The sequence below is a fragment of the Rohdeia mirabilis genome (genome assembly GCA_007750655.1).
GTDB lineage: Bacteria > Planctomycetota > UBA1135 > UBA1135.
Genome location: CP036290.1, coordinates 2,239,175 through 2,260,697, shown reverse-complemented (window position 1 = coordinate 2,260,697; position 21,523 = coordinate 2,239,175). Strand labels below are relative to the sequence as shown.

Below are 21,523 nucleotides of genomic sequence, written 5' to 3'. Positions count from 1 at the left end.
CTCAGCCGCCGCCCACCAGGGTGACCAGTTCGACCGCGTCGCCGGACTCGAGCACGTGCTCGGTGCGACGGGTCCGCGGAACGAGGGCGCCGTTGACCTCGACGGCGACCAGTTCGGGGCGCAGTTCGAGCAGGTCGAGCAGCTGCGCGACGGTGGTGCCGACTGCGACCTCGCGCTCGGTCCCGTTGACGCGGACGGCGAACGTGCCGTCCGTTCGTCCGTGCTGTTCGTCCTGCCGACCGTTCATCGCTCTCGTCGCACGCCTTGCGATAGCGCGGCGCCGCTCAGACCACGCGCAGGAACGCGCACTTGAGGTAGTTGCTCTCCGGCAGCGCGAGGCTGATCGGGTGGTCGTGGGCCGCCCCGGCCAGGTGCAGGAGGTAGGCGTCGCGCTGGGCGTCGCGCGCGGACTCGGCCAGGATGCGTTGGAACGTCTCGCGACCGATGGCGAAGCTGCACGAGGCGGTCACCAGGTGTCCGCCCGTCTCGACCAGGTGCATGGCGCGCACGTTCAGCTCGCGATAGCCGCGCTCGGCGCCCTGGACCTCCTTGCGGTTGCGGGCGAAGGCCGGCGGATCGACGACGACGAGGTCGTACTTCTCGTCCTCGGAAGCGCGGCGGCGCAGGTCGTGCATCGCGTTGGCCTTCGCGAACGTGATGCGGTCCGAGACGCCGTTCAACTCGGCGTTGCGCAGCACGCGTTCCTCGCAGGCGGCCGACTGGTCGAGGCAGAGCACCTGCTCGGCTCCGCGGCGCGCGGCCTGGATGCCGAAGAGTCCGTCGTAGCAGAAGGCGTCGAGCACGCGCCCCTCGGAGCCGGGCATGATCGTGGCGTAGGAACCAGCGATCGCGCGGTTGTCGCGCTGGTCCAGGTAGTGCCCGGTCTTGTGCCCGTTCACGAGGTCGACCTCGTACACGAGTTCGTCCGGTTCCTCGACGCGCAGGAGTCCGTCGATCTCACCGCGCACCCATTCGACGCGTGGCTCGAGCTGTTCCAGTCGGCGCACGCCCGAGTCCGAACGATCGAGGATCGCGCGCGGCTCGAAGGGCAGGACCTCGCAGACCAACTCGATCAGGAAGTCGCGCAGGCGGTCGCTGCCCTGACAACCGCTCTGCACGACGAGCACGTCGGCGTAGCGGTCCACGACCAGACCGGGCAGGTGTTCGGAGTCGCCCGAGATCAGGCGGCAGGTGCCGTTCGGCTCGAGCAGACCCAACATGTCCCGGGTCGCGATCGCGCGTTGCACGAGCTCGAGCCAGAAGGCGCGGTTCGGCTGCTCCGCCCGGCGCGAGACCAGACGCACGGCGATACGCGACGCGCTCGAGTACAGACCCCAACCGAGCGGTTCCTCGTTGGGACCGAAGATGGGTGCGAGCTCGCCCGGTTGGGCCTCGGCCTGCGCCAGATCGTCCGCGTAGATCCAAGGGTGTCCGCCCTGGACCCAGCGACGTCCCTTACCTGTTGTGACGATGCGTGCCATATCGAGCCGGACACGGTAGCGCCACTTTCGAGCGGCTCCTACGACGGATCGTCCGAAGTGGCCGCGGGTCGAGCGCGCGAGCCGGCGTCACCGCGCACAGGCCTGGGCGGGTGGTCCCCAACCGCGACGCCGGTCGTCGACGCGTCGATCCGTTCCTCGCTCCCCCGCCCGGACGGACACGACCATCCGGCACCCGCGTTCGCGTCGGCCCGCTCGTGTCGGCCGGTCCGCGGCCTCGATCTGCGCGGCCTCGTTCTCGCGGCCACGTGTTCGAGGCACGGCGAGCGAGTCACCGCGACCGGATCCCGACGCTTCACCCGCCGCCCGCGAACGACGCGAGCAGCGCGTCGAAGCGCGGATCCTGCGCCAGTTCGGCCAGGTCGGGATCGTCGCGGGCCCACTCGGCCTGGCGCGCGCGAGCGCCGCGACTGGGCAGCTGTTCGAGAGCCCGCTCGAGGTGCACGAGCGCTCGATCCGCATCGCCGAGCAGCGCCAAGGTGCACGCGATGTTGTACTCGAGCTCGGGTGCGGGCGTCACGCCGGCCAGGGCGAAGCGCGCCTCCTCGACCCTTCCCGCGCGCGCCGCGTAGCAGGCCCGTAGGACGCGCATGAACTCGTCCTGGCGCAGCTCGAACGCCTGGTCGAACCAGTCCTTCGCCGCGTCGAAGTCGCGCAGGCGCACGTTCGCGTTCACGGCCAGGGAGACGAGCACCTGCGAACGCAGGTCGCGCGTGCGCGCCAGGTCGGCCGCGAGCCGGCGCCGTTGGAACGGATCGATCGCCGCCAGCTGCAGCACCCCGATGCGACCGGCCTCGAGTTCCGAAGCCCGCTGCACGAGTTCGTTCTCGAGCGCGACCAGACGCGTGAGTGCGTCGCGCAGCTCGCGCTCCGCTCCGGCGCCGTCGCCCAGGTCCGTGTGCGCGGCGCCCGCGGCGAGCGCAACGCGCGCGTTGAACCAGGCGCTGAGCGAACCGGTCGGCGCGTTCGGAGCGCCCTCGAGATCGCGGCGTACGGCGAGCGCATGGGCCAGTGCGCCCTCGCTGTCGCCCACACCTCGCAGGTCCGACGAGTGACCGAGCGCCGTGATCGCCGGGTCGCGGTACTCGAGCAAGGGCGTGAACCCGCGCTCCGCGTCCGTGCCGATCTTCTCGAGCAGGCTCTGTTCGACGCGCTGCCACAGGGCGCGGTTCTCCGCCTGGAGGCGATCCTGCACGCGGTACGAGACGCGCTCCAGATCGGCGATACGCAGCCCCTGCAGCAGTTCGAGGCGCTCGGGATCGGCCAGCGGGTCGCGCAGACGAGCGGGCAGGGCCGCGACGCGGTGCGGTCCGTCGTCGAGCGTCCCGACGAACCCCGGCAACTCGGTCCCGGTCACCGCGGCGAGGGCCAGATAGGTCCGGCCGTGCACGGCGAGCCAGTGGTCGGCCGCTTCGCCGCGCGCGCGCGGATCGACGAGCGCCGCGGGGGCCGAACCGCGCGCGAGCACCGCTTCGAGGTTCGACACGAACAGGTCCGCGTCGCCGCGCAGCGCGACCAACTGCGCGTTCAGCGCGGCGACGTGCACCGCGCGCGCGCGTTCGAGCAGTTCGGGGTCGAACGGATCGGTGCCCGCGGCGACGCGCGCGAACACGTCGAAGATGCGCACCGCAGCCAAACGCTGGTACAGGTCGGCCGCGGCGGCGGCGCGCCCGGCTTCGCGCCGGAACGGCCGCGGCCCCTGGTCGGGACGCAGACGCAGCGCGCCCTCGAGAACGGCTTCGGCGCGCTCGATTCGTCCGCGCGCCGCGTCGGGGTCGCCGCCGACGAGCAACGCGGCCGCTTGGTACGCGAGCCCGGCCGCGGTCTCGCGCGCACCGGCGACGCCGGGCGTGAAGCGGTGGCGCCGCTCGAGTCGTTCACCGGCGGCGAGCGCGCGCGGCGGTGCACCGTCCTCGGCCAACGCGCGGCGAGCCACCGCGTGGTCGAGCGCATCGGCCGACCAGCCCGCGTCGGACAGACCGTCCAGGAACGCTTCGGCCGCGTCCGGTCGGCGCAGACGGTCCCACTCGGCCAGGGCCGCGTCGAGCGCCCGGGCCGCGGCGGTCGCGAGCTTCTCGTTCGCGCTCGCACCGAAACCGGCCAACACCCGTGCGCCGACCCGCGGCGGCGTGGCGCCCCGCCCGAGCGCGGCGCCGTAGCCACCGATGAGGACCTCGAGCGTGTTCGGATCGTCGATGGCCGAAGGCGCTGCGGCGGCGGCCGACTCGACCAGGGCGGCGAGCTCGGAGATTCCCGCGCGCAGGCGCACGAGCGCCGTGGCCGCCACGAGTGCCTCGTCGGAGCGCGTGGAGGCGCGCTCGGCCAGGACGTCGGCCGCGGCCGGATCGTCCAGGGTGCCGAGGGCTTCGAGGGCGGTGCGGCGCACGGCGGCGTCCGTGTCCCGGCGGGCCGCGTCGGCCAGGCGCTCGATCCGCTCGCCGAGCCGCTCGGACCCCAGGTCGACCCGCCCGAGCCCCTCGAGGGCCAGGGCGCGCACGGCCGCGTCGCCGTCGGTGGCGAGCGCGAACAGCGGACCGATCGCCACGGGACGCCCGAGGGTCGCGGCGAAGCGGGCGAAGGCCCGGCGCCCGAGGGACGTCGCGGGTGCGGGGGCACGAAGGGCCGCGGCCGCCGTGTCGGGATCGGCGGCGAGCAGGGCCGCGAGCGCCGCGCTGCGCCCCGCGGGATCGCCGGCTCGATCCAGTTCGGCCACCAGGGCCAGGGCCCGCTCGTCGCGGACGGCCGCCGAAGCCGAGCCCCCCCGCTCGGTCCCCGGCGCGGGCTCTCGGGCACCCAGCTGCACCGCGAGCAGGGACGCCACCAGCACCACCGCCGCGAGCCCCAGCGGACCGCGGACGGTGTGCGGCGCGGGCGATCCGCTCCACCCTTCGACCGGGCCGCCCATCAGGCCCCGTCCGCGGGGTTCGAATCGCTCGCGTCGGCCCCGCCCTCGTCGCGCGCGGCCCGGCGGGCGGCGCTGCGGTCCACCTGGTCCTGCTCCTCCTTCTGGGCGCGTTCGAGGCGGTACTCGAGCGCGCGGCGCGTCAGCCCCACCGCCCGGGCGGCCGCGCTCACGTTCCCGCGCTGCTGTTCGAGGGCCTCCTCGATCATCGCGACCTCGAGATCGGCGCTGGAGACCCCCGACGCGATGGCCTCGCGGGCGATGCGGCGCTCCTCGCCGACGAGGCCCTCGGTGAGGAAGTCGAACTCGGACGCTTCGATCGGTCTGCCGGCGGGCCCCAGGGCGCAGACGCGCTCGAGGGCGTTCTCGAGCTCGCGCACGTTGCCGGGCCAGGGGTGCGCGGCCAGGCGTTCGAGGGCGGCGGGCGTGAGGGTGCGCGGCGCGACCTTGGCCCGGGCCGCCCGGCGCTGGACGGCGCCGGTCACGAGTTCGGGCAGCTCGTCCGGACGGGCGCGCAGAGGCGGCACGTGGACCACGACCACCGCCAGCCGGAAGTAGAGGTCCTCGCGGAAGCGGCCGCTGCGGACCAGCTGCCGCAGATCGGCGTTGGTCGTGGCGCACAGGCGCACGTCGATCGGTTCGGCGGCTTCGGAGCCCACGGGCTCGACCACCCGCTCCTGGACCGTCCGCAGCAGCTTGACCTGCAGTTCGAGCGGCAGGAGGTCCACGTCGTCGAGCACGAGGGTGCCGCCCTGGGCGCGCCGGAAGGCCCCCGTCCGGTCGCGGACCGCGTCGGTGAAGGCGCCGCGCACGTGCCCGAAGAGTTCGGACTCGATCAGGCTCGGAGTGAGGCTGCCCAGGTGGACCCCCACGAACGGCCCCCCGCGACGGGCCCCGAGACCGTGGAGCGCGGCGGCGGCGCGCGTCTTGCCGGAACCGCTCTCGCCGGTGAACAGCACCGTGGCGTCCGATCCGGCGGCGCGCTCGAGCTGCTGCTGGAACTCCGCCTGGGCCGAGTGGGTCCGGGAGCTGGCCACGGCCGCGGAGCTGTGGCCGTCGTCGCGTCGATCGGGGGCGGCGGAGGACATTGGGAGCGTCGCGAGCGGACGCGCCGACGCGCGTTGACTCACCAACGTATCTATAGCAGACTACGGGGCCTCGGACGGGGTTCCGAACTCCCACGGAGTGGGTCACGGACTCCCGGACGAGCCTTCCACACGCCGCCCACACACCGGTGGCAGACAACTCGAACCGACGGCAGAACCGACGGCTCGCCCCGGCACTCGACCTCCCTCGAGTGCCATGGGAACGAGCCGAACGCGGTCGAGCCGAAGGCCGTCGACGAGCCCGAAGTCCCACGCGCCGCACGCTCCCACCAGCGTTCTGCGCGCGCGGAACGACGGTCGCCCTTCACCTGCTGCGGATCCCCCTCGAGCTCCCGCCGCGACACCGCACCGCGCACCAGCGTGCACGCCGACGTCGCCGCGCCGCGCTCACCGTCGCACGCCGATCACGGCGCGCACGAGTCGGGGATCCGTGCACGTTCGGGGCACTCGCAGGCCGTGCCTCGGCAGGCACCGCCGTCGAACGAACGCCGTCGACCGAACGCCGTCTCCCAACCACGCCCCACAGCCTCCACAGCGATGAACACCGAAGAGCTGATCCGGATGATCGACGCGATCCATCGGTCGCGCGAGATCCCCAAGGACACTCTGTTCGAGGGGCTCGAAGAAGCCATCGGTGCGGCCGTGAAGAAGCGCCTCGGCGCCGGTGACGACCTGGTGGTGACGATCGACCGCACGACGGGCGACATCACGGTCGAGGACGACGAGGGCGAGTACGAGCTCGACCTGGCCGTGCTCGGTCGCATCGCCGCCCAGGCCTGCAAGCAGGCCATGATGCAGCGTTTCCGCGAAGCCGAGCGCGACCGCATCTACGACGACTACGAAGCGCGCGTGGGCCAGCTGGTGAACGGCACCGTCCAACGCTTCGAGAGCGACGCCCTGGTGGTCAACCTCGGCAAGACCGAGGCCTACCTGCCGCGCGAGGAGCGCGTGCGCGGCGAGACCTTCTCGACCGGCGACCGCATCCGCGCGATCGTGCTCGAGGTCCGCAAGGACGGTCCGCGCGTGCGCATCATCGTCAGCCGCTCGCACCCCGACCTGGTGCGCAGCCTGTTCGAGCTCGAGGTCCCCGAGGTCGCCGACGAGATCATCGACATCAAGCGCGTCGTCCGCGAACCGGGCTACCGCACCAAGATGGCCGTCCTGTCGTCCGATCCGAAGATCGACCCGATCGGCGCCTGCGTCGGCGTGCGCGGCAGCCGCATCAAGGCCGTCATCGACGAGCTGCGCGGCGAGCGCATCGACATCATCAAGTGGAGCGACTCCCTCGAGACGCTCATCATGAACGGCCTCAAACCGGCCGAGATCAACATCGACAACATCTACGCCGACGTGGACCGCCACTCGGCCACGGTGATCGTCGACGAGGACCAGCAGTCGCTCGCCATCGGCAAGCGCGGACAGAACGTCCGTCTCGCCAGCCGCCTGTGCGGTTGGGACATCGACATCAAGACGCGGGCCGAGTACGAGGCCGACCTGCTCGCCGCCGACGGTGGCGCGTCCCTGGGCGACGCAGACGGTGACGACGACTCGACCCAGATGGCGGACGACGGCTCCGTCGACGACGATTCCACGACCGACCACCAGCTCTCCGCGAGCGAAGCTGAGGCCTCCGTGGCCAGCAGCGCCACGGGCAGCGGCGAGGACGATTCCATGAACAGCAACACCGAGACCGTCCGCGCCGGGGATGACCCCGAGCGCGAGTCGAACGCCTGACATGGGCGCTTGGCAGCGTCACCCCGGGTGAGTGCCGGCCGGTTTCGGTCGGTCACCCACTCGAACCAAAGACCCACCGAACCCGACCGCGACGGCGCGCGATGACCATCGCGACGCCAACACAGGCGCATCCATCGCGCCACACTCACCCCCGGACCACACGTGACGAAGAAGCGCGTTTACGACCTCGCCAAGGACTACGGCATGAAGGGCCAGGACCTGGCCGCCATGCTCCGTGACTGGGGTTTCTCGGTGAAGAGCCACATGTCGGCTCTCGCGGAGTCGGATCTCCTCGTGATCGAGGGGCGCCTGGCCGCCAACGGCTACGGCTCGTCGACGGACCAAGGTCCCAAGGAGGACGAAGCGGCCCTCGGTGGCCTGATCGTCCGCCGCAAGAAGAAGAAGGTCGAGCCCCCGGCCGAGGAGCCCACGGCTCCCGCCGCCAGCGAGGAGGCCGAGCCCGAGCCGGCTGCCGCCGTCGAAGTGGCTCCGACGCCGCAGCCGACGGCTCCGACGCCACAGCCCGCCGCCCCCGCGGCCGAGCCGGCCGTCGACGCCCCGGCGCCGGCCGCTGCCGAGGCGCCCGCCGAGGCACCCGCCGAGGCACCCGCCCCGGCCGAGGCAGCGGCTGCCGCCGCAGCGCCAGCCGCTGCACCGACCCCCGAGCCCGCGGCCGCGGAACCCGCCGCCGCGCCGGTCGCCGAGGACGCGCCCGAGCGCCCCGCTCCCACCGCCAGCCCGTCGGAACCGGCCGCAGTCGAACCGACCGCGCCCGCTGCGAGCGACGGCGACGGTGGAACCGACGCACCGGTCGCCGCTCCCGCCGCCGCGAAGCGCGTCGCGCCGAAGGAGGTCGAAGAACCGACCCCGCGCGGGGCCGACGGCAAGGAAGTGGTCCGGCCGAACGACACCCGCCGCGCGGGCAAGGTCGTCGGCTTCATCGACCTCTCGAAGGTCCAGGCCAACCAACCGGCGCGCCGCGAGTCCCGCCGACTGCAGTCGCGCGACGACGGCGCCCTGTCCTCGGTCCAGCCCACCATGGGCAAGGGCCGCAAGCCCCTCGGTCGCGGTGGCGACGCCGCGCGCGGCAACCTCACCGCCGCCGAGCTGCGCGAACGAGAGGGCCAACGCTTCCTGCGCCGCGCCAGGCCCCAGATGGGCGGCGGTGGCGCACGTGGAGGCCGCGGAGGTCGCACCGGCGGACGCTCGCGCAGCGGCCCGTCGATCTCGCCCCACTCGGGCGGGCAGGTGAAGGTCGAGGCGCCGGTCACGGTCAAGAAGCTCGCCGACGCCCTCGCCATCAAGCAGAACGAAGTCCTGCGCAAGGCCTTCGACATGCTCGGATTCGGCGCCGTGAACATCAACTCGGTGCTCGACGAGGACACGACGATCCTCCTGGCCGAGGAGTTCGACGTCGAACTCACGGTCACCCAGGAGGTCGCCGCCGAGGAGGCCCTCTTGACCGAACTGCGCGAGACGCGCGTGTCGGTCGAGGACGAGCACCTCACGGTGCGCTCCCCCACCGTCGCGATCCTCGGGCACGTGGACCACGGCAAGACCACGCTGATCGACACGATCCGCCGCAGCACGATCGCCGGTGGCGAGAGCGGTGGCATCACCCAGCACATCGGCGCCTACCAGGTGCACACCGCGGCCGGACACGCCGTGACCGTCGTCGACACGCCCGGTCACGCGGCGTTCACGTCGATGCGGGCCCGCGGTGCGAAGGCCGTGGACATCGTGGTCGTGGTCGTGGCCGCCGACGACGGCGTCATGCCCCAGACCGAGGAAGCCATCAACCACGCCAAGGCGGCCGGCACGCCGATCGTCGTGGCGATGAACAAGATGGACAAGCCGGAGGCCAATCCGGACAAGGTCAAGCAGCAGCTCGCTTCGATCGACCTCTTGCCCGAGGACTTCGGTGGCCAAGTAGCCGTGATGCCGGTCAGCGCGCTCAAGGGCGACGGCATCGACGCGCTGCTCGAACGCGTGTTCCTCGAGGGCGAACTGCTCGAACTGCGCGCCCACAACGAGGGCGCCGCTTCGGGCGTGGTGCTCGAGGCCGAGGTCCAGAAGGGACGCGGCATCGTGGCGCACCTGTTGGTCCAGGACGGTTCGCTCGAGAAGGGCAACGTCATCCTGGCGGGCGAGGGCTACGGGCGCGTGCGCTCGATCCACGACGACCACGGCAACGAGATCCAGACCGCTGGACCGTCGCGCCCGGTCGAGGTCACCGGCCTGACCAAGCTCCCGGGCATCGGCGAGTACTTCCACGTGGTGCCCGATCTGCAACGGGCCAAGGAGGTCGCCGAGGAACGCGAGCGCTCGATTCGCATGAACTCCCTGGCCGAACGCCGGTCGGTGAACAGCGAGAACCTGTTCGACGCCGTCGCCGAGCAGGCCCGCAAGCAGATCAACCTGATCGTGAAGGCGGACGTGCAGGGTTCGGTCGAGGTCATCAAGAGCCAGATCGCCGAGCTGACCCACGACGAGGTCGAGGTCCGCGTGCTGCACTCCGGTGTGGGCGCCGTGACCGAGAGCGACGTGGACCTGGCCGTCACCTCCGACGCTCTCGTGGTCGCGTTCCACGTGGGCTCGGACACGAAGGCCCGCCAGGCCGCCGATCGCGGCAACGTGACGATCAAGACGTACCGGGTCATCTACGAGATGTTGGACGACGTGCGCACCCTCATGGAGGGCAGCCTCACGCCGGACATCGTCGAAGAGATCACCGGCCACGCCGAGATCCGCGTCATCTTCAGCTCGTCCAAGATCGGCAACATCGGTGGCTCCCACGTCATCGACGGCAAGATCCACCACGACAGCCACGTCCGACTGCTGCGCGACGGCAAGGTGGTCTTCACCGGCAAGATGGGCTCGTTGCGCCGCGAGAAGGATGCCACCAAGGAGGTCCGCGAGGGCTTCGACTGCGGCATCGTGATCAAGGGCTACAACGACATCCGACAGGGCGACGTCGTCGAGGCCTTCCGCCTCAAAGAGGTCAAGCGCACGCTGTAGCGAAAGGACGCGCGGCGGCGGTCGGGTGCCCTGCATCCGGCCGTCGCCGAGCAGCTGGTGGTCGTCGAACGGACCCGGGCCGGGCCAATGGTCCGGCCGCGCTCGAGTTCGCTCCGGACGGTGAGCCTCTCGGACGGTGAACTCCTCGGACGGTGACCCCTTCGGGACGACGACCGGCCCGAAGAGCGCGCTGTGCCGGTGAACCCGGTGACGCGCGCGGCAGCACCTCGACGCAGCACACCCACGTCGGCGCCGGACGGCCGCTCCTCCCATGACCAATCCCCGAACCATCGCGCGGCTCGAGTCGCGCATCCTCGAACGCGCCGCGCACTGCGTCGAGTTCGAGCTCGCGGACCCGCGCATCACACTCGTGACCCTCACGGGTTGTGAGTTGACGAACGATCTCGCCTCGGTCCGCATCAAGTACTCCGTGATGGGCTCGGACGCCGACCAGCGTCGCACCCACCGGGCCCTCGAGGACGCCGCCGGCTTCGTGCAGCGTCAGGTGGGGCGCGTCCTGCGCACCCGGCGCATTCCGCGCATCACCTGGATCTTCGACGAATCGGTGCGTCTGGCGGCCGAGATGGACGCCGCGATCCGCGCCGCGATCGCCCGCGACGAAGCCATCAAGTCCGGCGCCATCGAGGACTCCGACGCGGACGCCGACGAGGACGGGGTCTGGAGCGATCCCGATCACCTCGACGCGCGCACGGCGGACCAGCTGGCCGAGGACGAGTACCAGGAGTTCCTGGACGAACGCCGGGACGAACCGGCGGACTGAACGCGTCGGACAGCGCGCGGCCCACGCGCGCACGGCGCGTTCCGAAGCGGCGGTCGCAGCCACGACGGGCCCAGCCACGCTCCGAGCAACGGCCACACGCGAGAAGGGCTCCTCACCGCAGCGGTGAGGAGCCCTTCTGCGCTTCGGCGAGCGCCGTCGCAAGGCCGTTCCGGGGTCGCCCGTCGCGCCCCCGGACCCTGGCCGTCAGCGCACGACTTCGATCTCGAGGCGCGTCCCGGTCGGCCCGAGGTCGCCGAAGACGAGTTGGCCGTCCGCCGTGTTGCGGGTGCCGTTGAAGAGCGTCGTGTCGAGTTTCCAGCGCTCGATCGCGGTCACCAGGCCGCCACGCATCGTGAGCTCCGACGTGACGGAGCGCTGGTGGCTCCCCTCCGCGGTCACCGCCAGTCCGTCGCCACTGCGCTGGACCCGCAGCGTCAGCGCCGCACCCTCGACGATCGGAGCCGTGACGGTCGCTGCCGACGCCACGTTCTCCGCGACCTCCACATCGACACCGACCAGACGCAGGACTTCCGTGGTGTCGACGACCGTGCACGTGGAGCCGATCGCGACCGGGAACGTGAAGCGCGTCAGGACCTCGTCGCCGCGGACGATCCGACCGCGCAGGGTGACGGCGTCCTTGTCGGGCGCGAAGACGGCGACGAGCGCTGCGGTTCGTTCGGCCACCGCCTGCACCACGTCGGCTTCGAAGTCGGGGCGCAGCACGAACGTCCCGTACAACGGGCCGACCGTCCAGATGTGTTCCATCGCGCGCTCGACCTGCTCGTAGCGCGCGAAGGCCTCGTCGTACTCGCTCTCCACGTTCATCCAGTCCCTCCCGAGGTCGTACACGCTCGAGAACAGACCCTCGTAGAGAGCGTCGTAGTCGTCACCCACCAGCCCTGTCACGGCGAGGTTGCCGGCCCAGTCGGACGGGTCCGCCTGCAAGGCCGAGGCCGGCGCGATCGATCCTTCGAGATCGACTCGATGTCCGAAACCACGGGGGCGCAGCGCGGCACCGAGGTGGACCTGGGTCGCGTCCCCCAGCCGGCGCACGATCGAACTGTCGCCGCCGACGGACCAGACCATGGTGACGTCGAGCATGTCGCCGTCGCTCTCGATCATGACCAGTGCCTTGCCGTCGGGCACGAAGGCGTCCGTGGTCAGGGCGCTCGTGTGCAGCGTCGTCCCCGACTCGAACTCTCCGCCATCGATCTCCGCCCCACCCTCGAGTCGGACGCGCAGGCGGGCCTGTCGTCCTTCGTTGGTCGGGACGATGTCGCGGTTCGTCAGCGTCGCAGCCACGTACCAGCCGCCGTTGCCGGGCGCGGCGCGCAGGCGTCCCTCGAGGCCCGTCGACAGCGTACGCAGGTAGGGACGGTTCGCGGCGACCCCGCTCGCGATCTCGGTGTCCACGCCGAAGACCACCGACTCGATGCGCGTGGTCCCGAAGAGTGCGTCGTCGGCAGCCGTGGCGACCACTTGGTAGACGCTTCCGTCGCCGATCGGCGCGAACCGGGCGGACAGCGAACGCGCCGCCTCCGTCGCGATCAGGCCGCCGCGCACGTCCGTGTTCAACTCCTCCACGGGAACGCTCCAACGCTCCACGTGCAGGCGCGCGTCCGCGCGATTCGCGAGCCGCATCACCTGGTGCAGTTGGTCGATCTTCGCATGGGTCTCGGACGGAGCGGCGATCAGCATGCGCTGATCCCCCAGATCGGAGAGCAGGGTGCCTTCGAGCTCCCACACTTCCGGCGTCCACACGTTGAGCAGCTCGTACAGCTCCATGTACGCCTCACTGGGACCGAACTCGTCGAAGGACATCAGCGGCTCGCGCGAGAGCGTGGGCGCGACGACCCGGGCTCCGGCGTCGAGTCCGCTCGCCACGTCTCCTTCACCGAGGACCGCACGCAGGTCGGAGAAGTCGTGGAGTCGTAGCACGATCGGCTGCTGCTCCTCGGACGGGTCGTCGTGGATCAATGGCGCGCCGAAGAATGTGGCTGCCAGTGCAAGTGTCACAGGGTCGATGAACATATGGGGTCTCCTCACGCGCGTGCGCGATCTCTCGAGGTCCGTTCCAGGAGCAGGCGCACTCGGGCCCGCGTACCGGCCGACTCCGGTCGGCCACGTTCGAAGGCGTCCAGGGGACGCACGTCGTCGTCGAAGCGCTCGCGGCACCAGGCCTCGGCCGCGTCCCGGCCGAAGAGCCGGTAGATCGCGGTCAGGCAGGCCGCTTGCACGTGCATGTCGCCAGGTGACGAACTCGCCACCCGGGCGAGGGCGGCGGCGAGGTCGCTGCTGTCGGCGGGTTCGATCGCTCCGGCGGCCAGTCGATGCTCGACCGCCGAATCAACGAGCACGGTGCGCAGCGCGGCGTCGAGATCCACGCGCGCGGCGAGCACCAGCAAGACCTCCACCGACTCGGGCGTGTCCGCGATCAGCACGCCCTCCACCAGTTCGTCCACGCGCTGATCGTCGAACGGCAGGTCGCGCGCCAGATCGACGAGATCGGTCGCGCGCTCGGTCGCCACGCGCTCCCAACCGCGCATGCGAGCGCTGGGAACCTCGCGCGGAGCCAGTTCGATCCAGACCGCGGTCGCGTCGCGCCCCTCGAGTTCGAGCAGGGCCGCGACGGCACTGCGATCGCCGGCCAGGGCACGTTCGCGCACCGCGTCGAGCGCTTCCGTGGCACCCAGAACACCGACCGCGTCGAACAGACGTTCGCGTTCGCGCCCCGCACGGGCCGCGTCCAAGAGCTCGGCCACGTGCTGTCGCGCGGAAGTGTTCTCGCGCAGGGCGCCCAATGCACTCACGGGTCGCGAGCCGTCGACCACGCCGTCCACCAGCGCTCGGGCCAGACCGTCGACGTTCGCACTCACGGTCGCGAGCAACGTCCCGTCGGCCTCGTGCCACGCGCCGCGTTCGAGAGCGTCCCGAAAGCGCGCGACGGCGAGCGATCCGCGCTGTTCGAGCGCTTCGACGAGCGCCGAGCCGTCCCGCCGGTCGAGTTCACCGGTCACGACCGCGCGCACCAGTCGATCCGTGTCGGCCGCGACGAGGAACGCGTCCCGTGCGAGCTCGCGGCGACGCTGCCGAAGAGCGCGGTCCACCGCGGCGTCGACGCCCGATTCGTTCGGGTCGCCCGACGCACCCGGCGCCTTCAGGACGAGCCGTTCCGACACCACACGTCGACCGATCGGATCGTCCTCGAGCAACAGCCACGCGAGCGCGATGCGTTCGACGGCTCCGTCGGCGCTCGGATCGAGCTCGCGGTCGACGAGCGCGCGCGCCAGGTCCACGGGATCGGCGCCCGGCCGGGTTCCGCGACCCGCTGCCTGCGCATCCACCTCGCTCGCGAACGGACCGCTCGGAAGCGAAGAAGTCCCGCGCAGCGCCGCTCGCACGCCGCGCCGCCAATCTGCGTCGTTCGCGGGTGCATCGAGCGCGGCGAGCCTCTCGGCGGCCCGCGCCAGATCCTGTTCGAAGCGCTCCGTGTCCACCTCGGCCAACTCGCGCGACAGCTCGAGACCGCGCGCCGCGCGCCACGGCGTGCCGGTGCCGGTGCCAGTGTTCGCCTCGGTGTCCGTGTCCGTCTCGGTGTCCGTGTCCGTCTCGGTGTCCGTGTCCGTCTCGGTGTCCGTGTCCGTCTCGGTGTCCGTGTCCGTGAGACTCGGCGCGCCGCTGGGATCGGTGTCGAGCGGCGCCGCGAAGTCGGGTCCGTCGGTCGCGAGCGCGCCGTCACCGACGGCACCGTCTCCGACCACACCGTCCACCGCTCCAGCCCCACCCTCAGCAGCCCCACCGTCACCGCGCACGGCAACCTCCTCGGTCCCGCCGCCGGGGCGCACCGCCCCACCGCCGTCGCGCGCCACGGGCCGCCACGGCGCCCACAGGACGAGCGCCACGGCTGCGGCCAGCCCGACCAGGACCAGCGGCCCGCGCCACGAACGGGGCCCGGACGCCACCTCGATCTCCTCGGCGTCGATCGCGCGCTCCACGCGGGCCACCAGGGCCTCCACGTCGAAGGGCTCGGCCTCGGGCTCCTCGAGCCCTTCGAGCGCGGCCACCAGACGTCGCTGCGCGGCGGCTTCCTCGGCGAGCGCGGGATCGGCCGCGGCCAGCCGTTCGAGCTCGAGATGCCCCTCCGCGTCGAGCGTGCCGTCGAACGCGCGTTCGAGGAGCTGGCGTGTGCGTCGACGTGACGTCACGGGCGCACCTCCTCGTCGCTCGTGCTCTGTGATCCGTTGGGGCCGATCCACACTTCGAGCGCGCGCGCCAGACGCCGCCGCGCCTTCATGACCTGGATGCGCACCGTTCCCGGCGCGAGTTCGAGGATCCGCGCGACCTCCTCGTAGGGCCGCTCCTCCACCACGCGCAGCACGAGCGGCGCGCGCAGGCGTTGGGGCAGGGACGCGATCGCCAGACGCAGGGCGCGTTCGAGCTCGCGCCGGCTCGCGACGCCTTCGGGACCGGGGCCGCGGTCGCGATCGCGCTCCACGTCGAGTTCGAGCGCCGGACGCGGAGTGCGCCGCTGGTGGTCGCGCGCCAGGTGGACCGCGATGCGCAGCAGCCAGCCTTCGACCGAACCGCGCCCGTCGAACTGCTCGCGCCGGCGCCAGGCCCGCACGAACGTCTCCTGCGTCAGGTCGTCGGCGTCGTCGCGCGAGCCGACGAGGCGCACCAGCGTCGCTCGCACCCTGGGACCGAGCACCCGCACGAGATCCGCGAAGGCGCGCCGATCGCCGCTCGCGAAGCGCGCCCGCCAGCGGTCCGGCGAGTCCAGGGTGGCGCCGGGCGGCGGCCAGGCGCCGGGGCCCGAGCCGTCCGCGCCGCTGCCCCGCGGACCCCGACCGGCGCTCTCGAAGACCTCGACGAGGAGCTCTTCGATGCGGCGGGGACCCATGGGGAGGAAGCTGCCGCAGAGGGGGCGGCGGTGCAGGACGCTGTTCACACCGAGCCGGACGGCGGGCGGACTCCGGTGTTATCGCATTTCTTCGACCGAGTCACCGGAACCGAACCCCGGTCGCGCCGCGCGCCCCGCTCTCCCAGCACGCGGCCGCCGCCGTTCGACGGCCAGCCCCGGTGAACGGCCGTCCCGCTCGCCCCTGCTAGAGTTGCCGCGAAGACCCCCCCATGCTCTTCAACAGCTTCCAGTACCTGTTCTTCCTGTGGACCGTCTACCTCTTGTGGTGGACGTGGTCCGAGCGCCGCTCCTGGCGCATGAGCATGGTGCTGGTGGCGAGCTACTGGTTCTACGCCCAGGCCGACTGGCGCTTCTGCTCGCTGCTCCTGATCAGCACGGCCGTCGACTTCGTGGCCGGACGCCGGATCGCGGCGGCGCCGGAGGGTTCCGGCGGGCGCCGCCTGTGGCTGTGGCTCAGCGTCGCGTCGAACCTCGGCATGCTGGGGTTCTTCAAGTACTTCGACTTCTTCGTCGACGGCTTCGAAGCCCTGTTCGCGTCGTTCGGCAGCCAACTCGACCTGTGGCACCTCTCGGCGGCACGCGGCGGACCGCTCGAGTACCTGGTTCCGGCCGGCATCAGCTTCTACACCTTCCAGACGCTCAGCTACACGATCGACGTGTACCGCGGGAAGATGCAGCCGTGCGAGAGCTGGCTCGACTTCGCGGTCTACGTCAGCTTCTTCCCCCAGCTCGTCGCGGGCCCGATCGTGCGCGCGGTCGACTTCCTGCCGCAGGTCGCGAACCCGGCGCCGTTCGATCGCGACCGCGTGTCGTCGGGCATCTTCCAGATCCTGCGCGGACTGGCGAAGAAGCTGCTCATGGCGGACGTGCTCGGCGTCTACCTCGTGGACGTGGCCTTCCGCAACGACCCGGACGCCGGCCTGACGATCCGCGAACTGGGCGGGCCGACCTTCGCGATCGCGGTCTACGCCTACGCGCTGCAGCTGTACGGCGACTTCGCGGGCTACTCGGACATCGCGATCGGCTCGGCGCGGCTGCTGGGTTTCGACCTGCGCAAGAACTTCGACGCGCCCTTCAAGAGCAAGAGCCTCGAGGAGTTCTGGACGCGCTGGCACATCTCGATGTCGTCGTGGTTCATGGACTACGTCTACGTGGGCCTGGGCGGCAGCCGCACGTCGATGCTGAAGATCCTGCGCAACGTGCTGGTGGCCTGGACCCTGGTCGGTCTGTGGCACGGCGCGGCCTGGACGTTCGTGCTGTGGGGCTTCTACCACGGCGTCTGGCTGTGCCTCGTGCGGCTCGTCCGACTGGCGCTGCCCCAGGGCAAGATGCCGAAGAGTCCGGTCACGTCGGTGCTCGGGACGCTGTTCGCGTTCCACGTGGTCGCCTTCTCGATGATCATCTTCCGCGCCGCGGACATGGGCGACCTGCGCGACGCGGTGGCGGTCCTGTTCGACTGGAGCGTGCCGCTGCGCCCGTTGCCGACGGAACTGTGGATCGTGCTCGTCGTCGGCTACGTCACCCACTTCCTGCCCGAGCGCGTCACGCTGGGGCTCGAGGCCGCCTTCGGGCGCCTGCACGCCGCCGGTCAGGGCCTCGTGATCGCGGGCGCGATCGGTTGCTTCTACGCCCTCGCGCCGCCCGAGGCGCCGTTCATCTACTTCCAGTTCTGAGCCGCACGCACCGACCCTCCGACCGACCCCCATGTCCCCTCGCACCCTCATCGGCTGGCGCACCCTCGTGGTGGTGCTCGTGTTCGTCGCCCTCGAAGGCGCGCTCGCGGCGTTCACGGGCTACGGCAAGTGGGTCACGACGGAGAAGGACGCGGAGCTCGGCTGGCGACCGATCCCCAGTCAGACCGGCTGGTCCTGGGACCTGTCGGTGGCCGAGCACATCAACTCGCGCGGCTACCGCGACGACGAGTGGACGCCCGCGCGCGAAGACGACGGCGTGTTCCGGATCGCGCTGCTCGGCAACTCGATGACGTACGGGTCGGGCGTCGCGATCGAGGACACCTGGGGGCGCGAGCTCGAGCGGCTGGTGCAGGCCGAGTTCGATCGCAGCGGCATCGACCTGCGCGTCGAGTCGATGAACTTCGCGGTGCAGGGCTACGTGTTCGAGCAGATGGCGCGCACCTACGAGCGCGAGGTCAGGCCCTTCCGGCCCGATCTCGTCCTGGTGGGCACGGTGCCCTTCGACGCCAGCCCGTTCGACGGCGCGAGCGGTGAACAGGACGTGCCCTACCGCCGCACGATCGCGAAGACCGCGTCGCACGACTTCCTGTTGAAGGTGGTGATGCTGCCGCTGAAGGGACGTCTGCGCCTGGGCTGGAGCAAGGACGCCGTCGCGGCCGAGAAGGCCCGCGTCGACACGCTGATCCGCGAGCGCCCCTACTCGAGCGACGCCGAGTACCTGTGGGACGCGATGCGCGCGCGGATGGAGGACATCGAGGCCCAGGTCGAGGCGGACGGCGGACGCCTGGTCGTCGTGGCGCTGCCCCAGTTCTCGAACCTCGTGCGCGAGAGCGCGAAGACCCACGCCGAGATCTGGACGCCGTGGGCCGCGTCGCGCGGCGAGACGGCGGGCGTGCCGAACGCGCTGGCCGTCGATTCGCGCCCGGCGTTCGAGAAGGCGATGCCGAAGCTGCTCGCCGGCATGCGGAAGCTCGGCTTCAAGGACGCGCGCACGTTCGTCGAGGACTCGGGCTACTGGATCGTCACCCCGTCGATCGCGCACCAGGACGAGAACCTGTTCCTGGACGACGACATGGGCCACTACGGCGAGCGCGGGCACCGGGTGCTGGCGCAGGACGTGTTCGACGAGTTGAAGAGGTCGGGCTGGCTCGAGGTGCTCGCTCGGGACTGAGTCGTGGTGCGGACTGGGCCGAGGTGCCGGCTCGGACGTCAATGCGCGTCGTCGAAGAGCTGCATCAGGCCGGCCAGGTCGGGAACGGCCACGTCGAGCTCGACGCCTTCGTCCCCGACGTCGAACGCAGCCAGCACGAGCGGATAGCGGTTGAGCCGGTCCCAACGCGGATCGCGGATCTCACCCTCCGCGAGCCGCGGGACGTACGTCGTCATCCGCAGCTGGACGGGGCCCGGACCGGCGAGGTGTTCGCGCACCACGCCGTCGTCGTCGGGTCGCAGCTCGCGCGTCCACAAACCGACGACGAGTTCGAACGCGAGGCGCACACCCTCGGGCAACTGGGCGAGCGACTCGAGGCGCAGCACGACCGGCGGACCGAGTTCGAGCTGCACCGCGTGCCTCTCGACGCCGGCCGGGATGCGAGCGGGCCGGCAGCGATCGCTCTTCACGATCAAGTCGCCCGCGTGGTGGATCGGTAGCAGCACCTGCGCGTCCCAAGGCCCCGACGTGGCGCCGGCCGAGCTCCACCAGTTGTCTTCGTCCGCGTCCTCGATCCACAGGAGGTAGCTCGCCCCTGCGTCCGTGTCGGTGCGAGGCGGTTCGATCGCGATCTCGACAAGTCGAACGAACGTCGACAGGTCGAGCGGATCGAGATCGGGATGCAGAACCGACGTGTCGAGCGTGGGTGCGTAGCGTCCGAGGTCAGCAACCACCCGCCCGTGACGACCCGTCGTCAACTCGAGTCCGATCGGTTCGAACGACGGTGCATGGAACAGGAACGAGTCCTCACCTGGATCGGGCGCTCTTCCCGCGATGCGCCCGATGTCGGACCGAGTGAAGGAGTGGACGCGCCTCGACGTCCCTTCGAGTGACACGATGCTGATCCGCCCCGTGTCACCCCACCACTCTGGCACCGACAGGCGACCTCTGAGAACGGGATCGGGCTCGAGCACGACCCGCAGGTGCCCGGCCGGCAGGGGGGACGCGAGCATGTGTCCGTGGTGCTGTGGATGGGTGACGACCAAGTACACGGCCGTCGCATCGGGTGGCACGCTGCAGCTGAACTCGCCGTTCTCGCCCGAGTACACCCGCGCGTCGATCGCGACGAACGACCCGGGAGCGGGCTCGAGGCCCGTGCGCTCGATCAGGAGCAGTCCCGTCCGGCCGACCTCCTCGCTGACCGACCCGTCGAGCGGAATGGAGAACGCGCAGGTCAGCGAAGCTCCTTCGAGCGTCCCACCGTTCCCGAACACCGTGCCGTGGACTCGCACGAGATCGCGGCGCAGCACGATGGTGCCCAGGTCGGCGACATGATCCTCGCCGAGTCCTGTCAGTTCGATCGGAGCGCTGCGCCCGTCGGCGGCGAGATCGCGAAGGACGAGCTTGCCTCGGTTCCTCGGGATCTTCGGGAGCACTGCCAGGAACGTCCCGTCCGCCGCCGTGGTGAAGCGGCTCGCTTGATCGGGTTCGGCGAAGGCCTGGCCCAAGCGAGCCATGACGAGCTCGACCGAACCGACTGGATCCCCACGCTCGTCCACGACGCGGCCACGCATGCCAGCGATCGGCTCCGCCAACTGTGCGTGGATGAGGACGGTCTCGCCCTGAACCGTGGGTCCGACGAAGGGACCCCACTCGGCCAGTTCGACTCCCAGCGGCGCCAGGACATGGAACTGGAGTCCGAGCTGGAACGGCTCGAAGCGTACGAGACCGTTCTTCACGGGCAGCACACGACTCGGAGTGCTCACTAGGCCTTTCCACTCCAGATCGAGGGAGATCGGCTCGCCCTCGATGAACCGCGCATCACCGAAGTCGACGACCACGCTGCCATGGGGCGGGAGCACGAGTTCGGCATCCTCTTCGCGCGGATCGACCCACGCCGGAGAGAAGAAGAACCCGTCCAGAGACGCCTCCAGGTCCTCCGCCCCGGCGGGGTCCGGAAAGTCGAACACCACGCGCCCGGACGAGTCGCTGGTGCGCCGCTCCACGCGTTGGCCCCAAGAGCCCCGCGCTGGATCCGAGAGGACCACGGCGGCGTCGGGCGCGGGCCGACCGAGTCCGTCGACGACGCGGACCTGCAGCCGCTCGAGGGTATGGATGCGCACTTCGATTGTCTCGTCGGGCTGATGTCGAGTGAGGTCCGCTCCACCGCGACGCCCTTCGGCCTGGGCGACCACCTCCCAGGTGCCGTACGGAACACGCACGCGGCCCTCGGCATCGCAGCGAATGGCGCTTCCGTCCCGATCGAGCTGCTCGAGCAGGCTCAGCTGCGTGTCCATCCGATCGAGCGCGCTCAGCGGCGGATCCACGAACCGCACCAACGCGTGTGGCACCGGCTCGCCGGTCTCGGCATCCACGACGACCAGATCGATGCCGTCCTTCGGCCACGGGATGGTGGCAACGTCGGCCGTCGTCGGGTCGCTGCCGTCGCGGTCGGTGTCGAGCACCGCGCGTTCGGACTCGGCGCGCTCAGCAGTGTTCGCTAGGGCCGCACTCGGCTCGAGACCCTCGCCGTCGAGACGCGGCTCGTCCACGCCTCGATCGACACCACCGAACACGGCTGGGCCACCGGCGCCCGAACCGAGCACCGCCACGAGCGCCGCGATCGCGATCACGAGCAGCGCGACAAGGCCGGCGAGCATGGAGCTGCGCGAAGACATCCCTAGAGACTAAGCCCTCCCCGGGCGGCGCACAGGCTCA

The 21,523-nt window shown here is 71.2% G+C and carries 13 protein-coding genes; 5 read left to right on the top strand and 8 right to left on the bottom strand.

The window, feature by feature from the left end; genetic code table 11:
* Position 1: 1 nt before the first annotated feature.
* The 4 genes from thiS to Pla163_RS08410 all read right to left on the bottom strand — a co-directional run bounded on the left by thiS (position 2) and on the right by Pla163_RS08410 (position 5,489).
* A complete protein-coding gene (thiS, locus tag Pla163_RS08425) occupies positions 2-247 on the bottom strand; it encodes a sulfur carrier protein ThiS (protein ID WP_145186471.1) in 246 nt (81 codons plus the stop codon).
* 37 nt (positions 248-284) lie between these two features.
* Positions 285-1,481, bottom strand: coding sequence for a class I SAM-dependent rRNA methyltransferase (locus tag Pla163_RS08420; protein ID WP_145186468.1), 1,197 nt, complete (start codon positions 1,479-1,481; stop codon positions 285-287).
* A gap of 313 nt (positions 1,482-1,794) precedes the next feature.
* Positions 1,795-4,404 carry a TPR end-of-group domain-containing protein gene (locus Pla163_RS08415; RefSeq protein WP_145186465.1) on the bottom strand — a complete coding sequence of 870 codons (2,610 nt, stop codon included), beginning with the start codon at positions 4,402-4,404 and terminating at the stop codon, positions 1,795-1,797.
* Entirely contained in the window at positions 4,404-5,489 is a 1,086-nt protein-coding gene (locus tag Pla163_RS08410; protein ID WP_145186462.1) for a sigma 54-interacting transcriptional regulator, read from the bottom strand. Before Pla163_RS08410 ends, Pla163_RS08415 begins: the two co-directional genes overlap by 1 nt.
* A 555-nt stretch (positions 5,490-6,044) precedes the next feature.
* On the opposite strand from Pla163_RS08410, the gene nusA reads away from it, so the two are divergent.
* From nusA to rbfA, 3 genes are all read left to right on the top strand, one after another.
* Positions 6,045-7,241, top strand: a complete 1,197-nt coding sequence (gene nusA, locus Pla163_RS08405; protein ID WP_145186459.1) for a transcription termination factor NusA — start codon at positions 6,045-6,047, stop codon at positions 7,239-7,241.
* Between the two features lie 162 nt (positions 7,242-7,403).
* Positions 7,404-10,259 carry a translation initiation factor IF-2 gene (gene infB / locus Pla163_RS08400; RefSeq protein ID WP_145186456.1) on the top strand — a complete coding sequence of 952 codons (2,856 nt, stop codon included), beginning with the start codon at positions 7,404-7,406 and terminating at the stop codon, positions 10,257-10,259.
* Between the two features lie 271 nt (positions 10,260-10,530).
* On the top strand, positions 10,531-11,040 hold the full coding sequence (gene rbfA, locus Pla163_RS08395) for a 30S ribosome-binding factor RbfA (RefSeq protein ID WP_145186453.1): 510 nt from the start codon (positions 10,531-10,533) through the stop codon (positions 11,038-11,040).
* A 204-nt stretch (positions 11,041-11,244) separates the two neighbouring features.
* Here rbfA and Pla163_RS08390 read toward each other — a convergent pair whose 3' ends face one another.
* Genes Pla163_RS08390 through Pla163_RS08380 form a run of 3 tightly spaced genes read right to left on the bottom strand, consistent with a single transcriptional unit; the run spans position 11,245 to position 15,940 of the window.
* Positions 11,245-13,071 carry a hypothetical protein gene (locus Pla163_RS08390; protein WP_145186450.1) on the bottom strand — a complete coding sequence of 609 codons (1,827 nt, stop codon included), beginning with the start codon at positions 13,069-13,071 and terminating at the stop codon, positions 11,245-11,247.
* A gap of 11 nt (positions 13,072-13,082) precedes the next feature.
* The gene (locus tag Pla163_RS18930) at positions 13,083-15,245 is read right to left on the bottom strand and encodes a hypothetical protein (RefSeq protein ID WP_419186463.1); all 2,163 of its coding nucleotides are present in this window, start codon (positions 15,243-15,245) and stop codon (positions 13,083-13,085) included.
* The gene (locus tag Pla163_RS08380; protein ID WP_145186447.1) at positions 15,242-15,940 is read right to left on the bottom strand and encodes an RNA polymerase sigma factor; all 699 of its coding nucleotides are present in this window, start codon (positions 15,938-15,940) and stop codon (positions 15,242-15,244) included. Before Pla163_RS08380 ends, Pla163_RS18930 begins: the two co-directional genes overlap by 4 nt.
* Before the next feature lie 230 nt (positions 15,941-16,170).
* Between Pla163_RS08380 and Pla163_RS08375 the strand changes: the two genes are divergently transcribed.
* Positions 16,171-17,634: an MBOAT family O-acyltransferase gene (locus tag Pla163_RS08375; RefSeq protein WP_145186444.1), complete on the top strand. Its 1,464-nt coding sequence runs from the start codon at positions 16,171-16,173 to the stop codon at positions 17,632-17,634.
* A 31-nt stretch (positions 17,635-17,665) separates the two neighbouring features.
* Complete coding sequence (locus Pla163_RS08370; protein ID WP_145186442.1) at positions 17,666-18,826, top strand: SGNH/GDSL hydrolase family protein; 1,161 nt, start codon at positions 17,666-17,668, stop codon at positions 18,824-18,826.
* 38 nt (positions 18,827-18,864) lie between these two features.
* On the opposite strand, the gene Pla163_RS08365 is transcribed toward Pla163_RS08370, so the two are convergent.
* Positions 18,865-21,483, bottom strand: coding sequence for a carboxypeptidase-like regulatory domain-containing protein (locus tag Pla163_RS08365; protein ID WP_145186440.1), 2,619 nt, complete (start codon positions 21,481-21,483; stop codon positions 18,865-18,867).
* Between the last annotated feature and the right edge of the window lie 40 nt (positions 21,484-21,523).

Coding starts and splice junctions, on each gene's coding strand:
- thiS (WP_145186471.1), bottom strand. CDS start 247: ATGAACGGTCGGCAGGACGAACAGCACGGACGAACGGACGGCACGTTC.
- Pla163_RS08420 (WP_145186468.1), bottom strand. CDS start 1,481: ATGGCACGCATCGTCACAACAGGTAAGGGACGTCGCTGGGTCCAGGGC.
- Pla163_RS08415 (WP_145186465.1), bottom strand. CDS start 4,404: ATGGGCGGCCCGGTCGAAGGGTGGAGCGGATCGCCCGCGCCGCACACC.
- Pla163_RS08410 (WP_145186462.1), bottom strand. CDS start 5,489: ATGTCCTCCGCCGCCCCCGATCGACGCGACGACGGCCACAGCTCCGCG.
- nusA (WP_145186459.1), top strand. CDS start 6,045: ATGAACACCGAAGAGCTGATCCGGATGATCGACGCGATCCATCGGTCG.
- rbfA (WP_145186453.1), top strand. CDS start 10,531: ATGACCAATCCCCGAACCATCGCGCGGCTCGAGTCGCGCATCCTCGAA.
- Pla163_RS08390 (WP_145186450.1), bottom strand. CDS start 13,071: ATGTTCATCGACCCTGTGACACTTGCACTGGCAGCCACATTCTTCGGC.
- Pla163_RS08380 (WP_145186447.1), bottom strand. CDS start 15,940: ATGGGTCCCCGCCGCATCGAAGAGCTCCTCGTCGAGGTCTTCGAGAGC.
- Pla163_RS08375 (WP_145186444.1), top strand. CDS start 16,171: ATGCTCTTCAACAGCTTCCAGTACCTGTTCTTCCTGTGGACCGTCTAC.
- Pla163_RS08370 (WP_145186442.1), top strand. CDS start 17,666: ATGTCCCCTCGCACCCTCATCGGCTGGCGCACCCTCGTGGTGGTGCTC.
- Pla163_RS08365 (WP_145186440.1), bottom strand. CDS start 21,483: ATGTCTTCGCGCAGCTCCATGCTCGCCGGCCTTGTCGCGCTGCTCGTG.